Here is a 6,384-nt window from a genome sequence, read left to right on the forward strand (position 1 = left end):
GGCTTTGGCACGACGGCGACGAAAGTGGTTTGAGGGCCTTTGGGCTCAAGCTGAAATTGACCCAAGTCTGCACAAGTTCGGACTCGCTTGAAACATCGAAATCTCTAATGGATTATCTGGGTTGAACGCGCCACCCAATGACCACCGCCCCCACTGACCGCACTGATCCGCTGGATCACACCGCACAGGTGGCGCAGATCGTGCGTTTTTTTGAGACGCTGACGCCGCAAAGCCTGGCGCAGCTGGGTCAGTTTTATGCCCCGCAAGCGCGTTTTACCGACCCATTCAACAACGTGGTGGGCGTGGCCGCCATTGCAGCCATTTTTGACCACATGTTTGTCAGCCTGCAGCAGCCGAGATTTGTGGTGGTGGCGTGCGTGCTGCAGGGCTCGCAATGTTTTTTAACCTGGGAATTCCGCTTTGGTTTCAAGGGCTACCAGGCTGGGCAAGCGCAGGTGATTTTGGGCGCCAGCCACCTGGTGCTGTCAGACACCGGCCTGATCACCGTGCACCGCGACTACTGGGATGCGGCGCAAGAGCTTTATGAAAAATTGCCCGTGCTGGGTGGTTTGATGCGCTGGCTCAGGGCGCGCCTGCAAGCCCGATAAAGCTGTACCAGCCATCACTTTTTCCATTTGCACCGGCGGGCTGGCGCACGCTGCACTGACGCGTCAAAGCTCAGGATGTGAGCTGACGGCTGTTTTGAAACTCTGGCTTGGGGCGGGGTGCCCACCACGAGCGCACTGTGGCAAAAATGTTGCGGCAGCCAGTGCAGCGGTATTGCCCGGTGGGCAACAGGGCGCCGTTGTTGGCGCGGTCAATCACCGGCTGGTAGCTGGTGGCGCCGCATTCTCGGCACTGGTAGACGGTTTTGTAGGTGATTTTTTTGAGGCTTCGCATGGTGCTTGAACTTTAGCGTGCCACCAGCGATGTTGGGCTTGAAAAAATGTAAGGGCGTGTAAACCCTGTGTCGGCAGCGCTTGCTGCCCGAGAGGAGCGGTCAACAGGGTTGGGTGTCTGTGAAACTGCTGCGCTGCATCAGTTTGTCATGCAGCTTGTGCAGATTGGGGTGCGGTTCACGCCAGTTGATCTCTGGAAAACGAAAATCAAGGTAACCCAAGGCCACCCCCACGGCCACATCGGCCAGCGACAGGTGAATGCCCACACAAAACGGCTTGTCGGCCAGGCCTTTGCTCATGGCGAGCAGCGCGTCGTTGACCTTGCCCAACTGGCGGTCGATCCAGGCTTGGCTACGCTGCTCAGCGGTGCGACCGCCCCAGGTGGCTTCCAGCCGAGCCAAGATGGCCGCATCCAACACACCGTCGGCCAGCGCTTCCCAGGTTTTGACTTCAGCGCGCTCACGTCCCACACCAGGAATCAGCTTGCCGACCGGCGACAAGGTGTCGAGGTACTCCACGATCACGCGCGAGTCAAAAATAGCCTCACTGCCTTCCATCATCAGACAGGGCACTTTGCCCAAAGGGCTGGACTGACGGATGGTGGTGTCTGCCGCCCAGACGTTTTCAAGCACGTAGTCGTAGTCAAGCTTTTTTTCAGCCATGACCACACGCACTTTGCGAACGTAGGGGCTTGAGTTGGATCCGATGAGTTTCATGGCCATGTGACAGATTTGAAAGAGATGTTGTAAATAGGAACGCTTCATTCTATACAGCCCAACCCAGCCCTTTTCAGGTCTGGGCAAGGCGCCCCATCGCTGATGACTTTGAGCTGACGCGCCGCTTGCGAAACGGCCTCAAGCTGCACCCTACAATGCCTTGCATGACTACTTCTGCCATTTCTGCCCTCTCTCCGTTGGACGGCCGTTACGCCGCCAAGCTTGCCAAACTGCGCCCTGCCATGAGCGAGCAGGGCTACATGCATCGCCGCGTTCAGGTTGAAGTGGCTTGGTTCATTGCCCTGAGTGACTGCGGTTTTGCCGAGTTCAAACCACTCACGCCAGGTGCGCGCACTTACCTGCTGGGTTTGGTCAAGCACTTCACTGAAGCCGATGGCAAGGCCATCAAAACCATTGAAAAAACCACCAACCACGACGTGAAAGCGGTCGAATATTGGCTCAAATCCAAGTTTGAAGGTCGCCCAGAGCTGGTGGCTGCGCAAGAGTTTGTGCATTTTGGCTGCACCAGCGAAGACATCAACAACACCAGCCATGCCTTGCAGCTCAAGGCCGGGCGCGACTTGGCGCTGCTGCCCAAACTTGATGACGTGATCAAAACATTGCGCGAGATGGCGCACAGCTTTGCTGCGGTGTCCATGCTCAGCCGCACCCATGGCCAAACCGCCAGCCCGACCACTGTGGGCAAAGAAATTGCCAACGTGGTGGTGCGCCTGGTGGCGGCTCGTGAGCGCATTGCCAATGTCAAGCTGATGGGCAAAATGAATGGTGCCGTGGGCAACTTCAACGCCCATTTGTCCGCCTGGCCTGAGTTTGACTGGGAGGCTTTTGCCCACAAGGTCATTGAAACCCCTGAGCCCTTGGGCTTAGGGCTGACGTTTCAGCCCTACAGCATTCAGATTGAGCCGCATGACTACATGGCCGAGCTGTTTGATGCGGTGGCGCGTGCCAACACCATCTTGATTGACTGGTCTCGCGACGTGTGGGGCTATGTGTCCTTGGGTTACTTCAAGCAGCGGCTCAAAGAGGGCGAGGTTGGCTCCAGCACCATGCCGCACAAGGTCAATCCGATTGATTTTGAAAATGCTGAAGGCAACTTGGGCTTGGCCAATGCCCTGCTGCGCCACATGAGCGACAAGTTGCCCATTTCACGCTGGCAGCGCGACCTGACCGACAGCACCGTGCTGCGCAACATGGGTGTGGCGCTGGGTTATGCCGTGCTGGCCTACCAGTCGCTGGCCACGGGTTTGGGCAAGTTGGAGATCAATCAGGTGGCCATTGCCGATGACCTGGACAGCTCCTGGGAAGTGTTGGCTGAGCCAATTCAAACCGTGATGCGCCGCTTTGGCCTGCCGCAACCCTACGAACAGCTGAAAAAATTCACACGTGGTGAAGCCATGACGCGTGAGCTGATGCAAGGCTTCATTGCCGAGTTGGCCTTGCCTGAGGCCGAGAAAACCCGTCTGCTGGCCATGACCCCGGCCAGTTATGTGGGCAAGGCGGCCGAGCTGGCACGCCGGGTTTAATCAGTATCCTGCCCATGGATGGCCCCAGACTTGTTCTGGGGTTTCTTTTTGGTGCGTTCCCCAGGGGTTTTAAAGGTAAATATGGCCACCAAATCCACCATTTTCAAAGCCAGCCTGCAACTTGCCGACATTGACCACGGCTACTACGCTGACCATGCGCTCACGCTGGCGCGCCACCCCAGTGAAACCGATGAGCGCATGATGGTGCGGCTGTGCGCGCTGGCACTGCAAGCGCACCAGTTGCAAGACATTTGCAATGGTGACGGCACGCTGGCTTTTGGTGCGGGTTTGTCCGACCCCGATGAGCCTGATGTCTGGCTGCGTGACTTCACCGGCCAAACCCGGCTGTGGATGGAAGTTGGCCAGCCCGAAGACAAGCCCTTGAGCAAAGCCTGCAACAAAGCCGATGCGGTGGTGTTGTACGCCTTTGGTCATGCGGCAGAGGTGTGGTGGCGTGGCACTGAGAGCAAACTGGTCAGGCTGAAAAACTTGCAGGTGTGGCGCATTCCGACCCTGGACGCCCAGGCTTTGGCGCCCATGGCGCAGCGCAGCATGGTGCTGCAGGCCACCGTGCAAGAGGGGGCGCTGATGCTGGGTGACGGCACGCACACCGTGCACATCGAACCACTGCGCTGGAAATAAAAAAACCGCCGAAGTTTTGCAACTTCGGCGGCAATGACGATTAACACGTCTTCCCTGTTTGACAGTCTGCAGGTCATTTGGCCTGCAGACTCACACCCGCTTAGCGGCCGTAGGCGGTTTCGCCGTGTGATGTGACATCCAAACCTTCGCGCTCAGATTCTTCAGAGACGCGCAAACCAATCGTCAGGTCAACAATTTTGTAGGCCACAAAAGACACTACACCAGACCAGATCACGGTGGTCAACACCGCCTTGGTTTGCACCCAGACTTGCGCAGCAATCGAGTAGTCGGCAGAGGTCACCATGCTGGCTGTCACCCAGTCAGCCACGTAGCCTGGACCACCCAGAGCTGGGCTGTTGAAGACACCGGTCAGGATGGCACCCAAAATACCGCAGACACCATGCACGCCAAACACGTCCAGCGAGTCGTCAGCACCGAGGATTTTCTTCAGGCCATTCACGCCCCACAGACCAGCAAAGCCAGACAAGAAGCCGATGATCAGCGCACCACCGATGCCCACGTTACCGGCTGCCGGTGTGATAGCCACCAAACCAGCCACGCAACCAGAAGCTGCACCCAGCATGGAAGCCTTGCCGCGCATCAGCGTTTCACCCACGCACCAGGCCAACACTGCAGCGGCGGTAGCGCCAAAGGTGTTGATAAAGGCCAGGGCGGCGAAACCATTGGCTTCCAGGGCAGAGCCGGCGTTGAAACCAAACCAGCCCACCCACAGCAGTGAGGCACCGACCATGGTCAGGGTCAGGCTGTGAGGCGCCATGGATTCTTTGCCGTAGCCAATGCGCTTGCCGACCATGAATGCACCGACCAAGCCCGCCACAGCGGCGTTGATGTGAACCACCGTGCCGCCAGCAAAGTCCAGCGCGCCGGATTGCCAGATGTAGCCAGCTTTGGCGTTCATGGCATCGACCACGTCTTTGGCACCGTATGCATCAGGGCCCATCCAGAACCAAACCATGTGGGCAATCGGGGCGTAGCTGAAGGTGAACCACAGCGCCATGAAGGCCAGCACGGCAGAGAACTTCATGCGTTCGGCAAAAGCACCCACAATCAGCGCGCCGGTGATGCCGGCAAAGGTGGCTTGGAAAGCTGCAAACACGATTTCAGGAATGTAGACACCTTTGCTGAAAGTGGCACCATTGGCAAACGTGCCAGCGGCGTTGTCCCAAATGCCTGCCATGAACAGCCGGTCAAAGCCGCCGAAGAACGCATTGCCCTCGGTGAATGCCAGGCTGTAGCCGTAAATGAACCACAGCACCACGATCAGCGAGAACGTGACCATGACCTGCATCAGCACCGACAGCATGTTTTTACTGCGCACCAAGCCGCCATAGAACAGCGCCAAGCCGGGTACCGTCATCAAGATCACCAGCAAGGTGGAAACCATCATCCAGGCGGTGTCGCCCTTGTTAGGCACAGGTGCTGGCGCGGCGGCAGCAGCTGGTGCAGCTTCACTAGCGGCAGCAGCGGGTGCCATAGCGGCCTCAGCTGGCTTGGCTTCGGCCGGAGCAGAAGCTGCTTCAGCTGCGACTGCGGCAGGCGCAGCTTCAGAGGCCGCGGGTGCGGCTTGCGACATGGCCAGCGAACTGCCCAGGAGCAGACCCAAGCCCAGGGTCAGGGATGCGAGTAGTTTTTTCATTTGGTTAACCTCATTGGTAGGGACTGAAGTGTGGGGTTCATAAGGCTTCTTTGCCGGTCTCACCGGTGCGAATGCGAATGACCTGCTCAATGGGCGAGACAAAAATTTTGCCGTCGCCAATCTTGCCGGTGCGGGCTGCGCCCTCAATGGCTTCGATGACTTGGTCAACCAAAGCGTCGTCAATGGCGGCTTCGACTTTGACCTTGGGCAAAAAATCAACCACGTATTCCGCGCCGCGGTACAGCTCGGTGTGGCCTTTTTGACGACCAAAGCCTTTGACTTCGGTCACGGTGATCCCCTGCACGCCAATGCTTGAGAGCGCTTCGCGCACCTCATCGAGCTTGAAGGGTTTGATGATGGCAGTAACAAGTTTCATGCGAACTCCTTGAGAATAAGAAAACGGTCATCCAGGGCAGTTTTTAGAAGCTTCATCAGCTCTCCAACTTGGTGTTGACAGTTCAATTAAGCAGAGTTCGTGCCAGCTTGAAATTCAAGTGACAGCGAAGAGTGGGCGCAGTACAGCCAATCTCCTGTGTGGGGCAGGGTTTGCGGATTGTCAGATGGCTGTTGATTTGCACCGCTTTGGTGCAATTTTAAATTTAGACCAAGTCGTGCACACCTTAAGTGCTGAAGTCTCGTGCTTGCATGCTGAGCTGCAACGAAAAAACCCGCCAAAACCATTGCGGTCTTGGCGGGTTTGAAACGGGTTTACCGAGTAGGTGGGTGCGGCTTTAGGCTTGTGGCTGTTTGCGCCGGCGTGCCACAGCACCCAACATACCCAGCCCAGCCAGCAGCATGGCATAGGTTTCGGGTTCAGGCACAGCGGCCACGGTCATCGAGCTCAGGTAAAACTGGCTGTTTTTGTCGTCGTCACCTGTGTAGCGAAGGTACAAGTCTTGACCGGTATGAGTCAACGCAAACTGCCC

8 protein-coding genes are annotated in these 6,384 nt (G+C 57.4%); 3 read left to right on the plus strand and 5 right to left on the minus strand.

Annotated features, from left to right (window positions below):
* Positions 1–137 precede the first annotated feature (137 nt).
* A complete protein-coding gene (locus tag PHT20_RS15935; protein WP_301021294.1) occupies positions 138–608 on the plus strand; it encodes a nuclear transport factor 2 family protein in 471 nt (156 codons plus the stop codon).
* A 70-nt stretch (positions 609–678) separates the two neighbouring features.
* Here the strand turns inward: PHT20_RS15935 and PHT20_RS15940 are convergent, their stop codons facing one another.
* Both PHT20_RS15940 and PHT20_RS15945 read right to left on the minus strand, forming a co-directional pair.
* Positions 679–900: a hypothetical protein gene (locus PHT20_RS15940; RefSeq protein WP_301021295.1), complete on the minus strand. Its 222-nt coding sequence runs from the start codon at positions 898–900 to the stop codon at positions 679–681.
* A gap of 100 nt (positions 901–1,000) precedes the next feature.
* Positions 1,001–1,615: a glutathione S-transferase N-terminal domain-containing protein gene (locus PHT20_RS15945; protein WP_301021296.1), complete on the minus strand. Its 615-nt coding sequence runs from the start codon at positions 1,613–1,615 to the stop codon at positions 1,001–1,003.
* Positions 1,616–1,779: 164 nt separating this feature from the next.
* Here PHT20_RS15945 and purB point away from each other — a divergent pair, with 164 nt between their 5' ends.
* Positions 1,780–3,159: an adenylosuccinate lyase gene (gene purB / locus PHT20_RS15950; protein WP_301021297.1), complete on the plus strand. Its 1,380-nt coding sequence runs from the start codon at positions 1,780–1,782 to the stop codon at positions 3,157–3,159.
* Positions 3,160–3,240: 81 nt separating this feature from the next.
* Positions 3,241–3,801 carry a YaeQ family protein gene (locus PHT20_RS15955; RefSeq protein WP_301021298.1) on the plus strand — a complete coding sequence of 187 codons (561 nt, stop codon included), beginning with the start codon at positions 3,241–3,243 and terminating at the stop codon, positions 3,799–3,801.
* A 100-nt stretch (positions 3,802–3,901) separates the two neighbouring features.
* Here PHT20_RS15955 and amt read toward each other — a convergent pair whose 3' ends face one another.
* The 3 genes from amt to PHT20_RS15970 all read right to left on the minus strand — a co-directional run.
* Entirely contained in the window at positions 3,902–5,458 is a 1,557-nt protein-coding gene (gene amt, locus PHT20_RS15960; RefSeq protein ID WP_301021299.1) for an ammonium transporter, read from the minus strand.
* Between the two features lie 37 nt (positions 5,459–5,495).
* Entirely contained in the window at positions 5,496–5,834 is a 339-nt protein-coding gene (gene glnK / locus PHT20_RS15965; protein ID WP_300085223.1) for a P-II family nitrogen regulator, read from the minus strand.
* 355 nt (positions 5,835–6,189) lie between these two features.
* Positions 6,190–6,384: FxDxF family PEP-CTERM protein (locus PHT20_RS15970; RefSeq protein WP_301021300.1), on the minus strand; the 195-nt coding region annotated here is incomplete at its 5' end.

This window comes from Rhodoferax sp., assembly GCF_028715765.1.
GTDB lineage: Bacteria > Pseudomonadota > Gammaproteobacteria > Burkholderiales > Burkholderiaceae_C > Rhodoferax.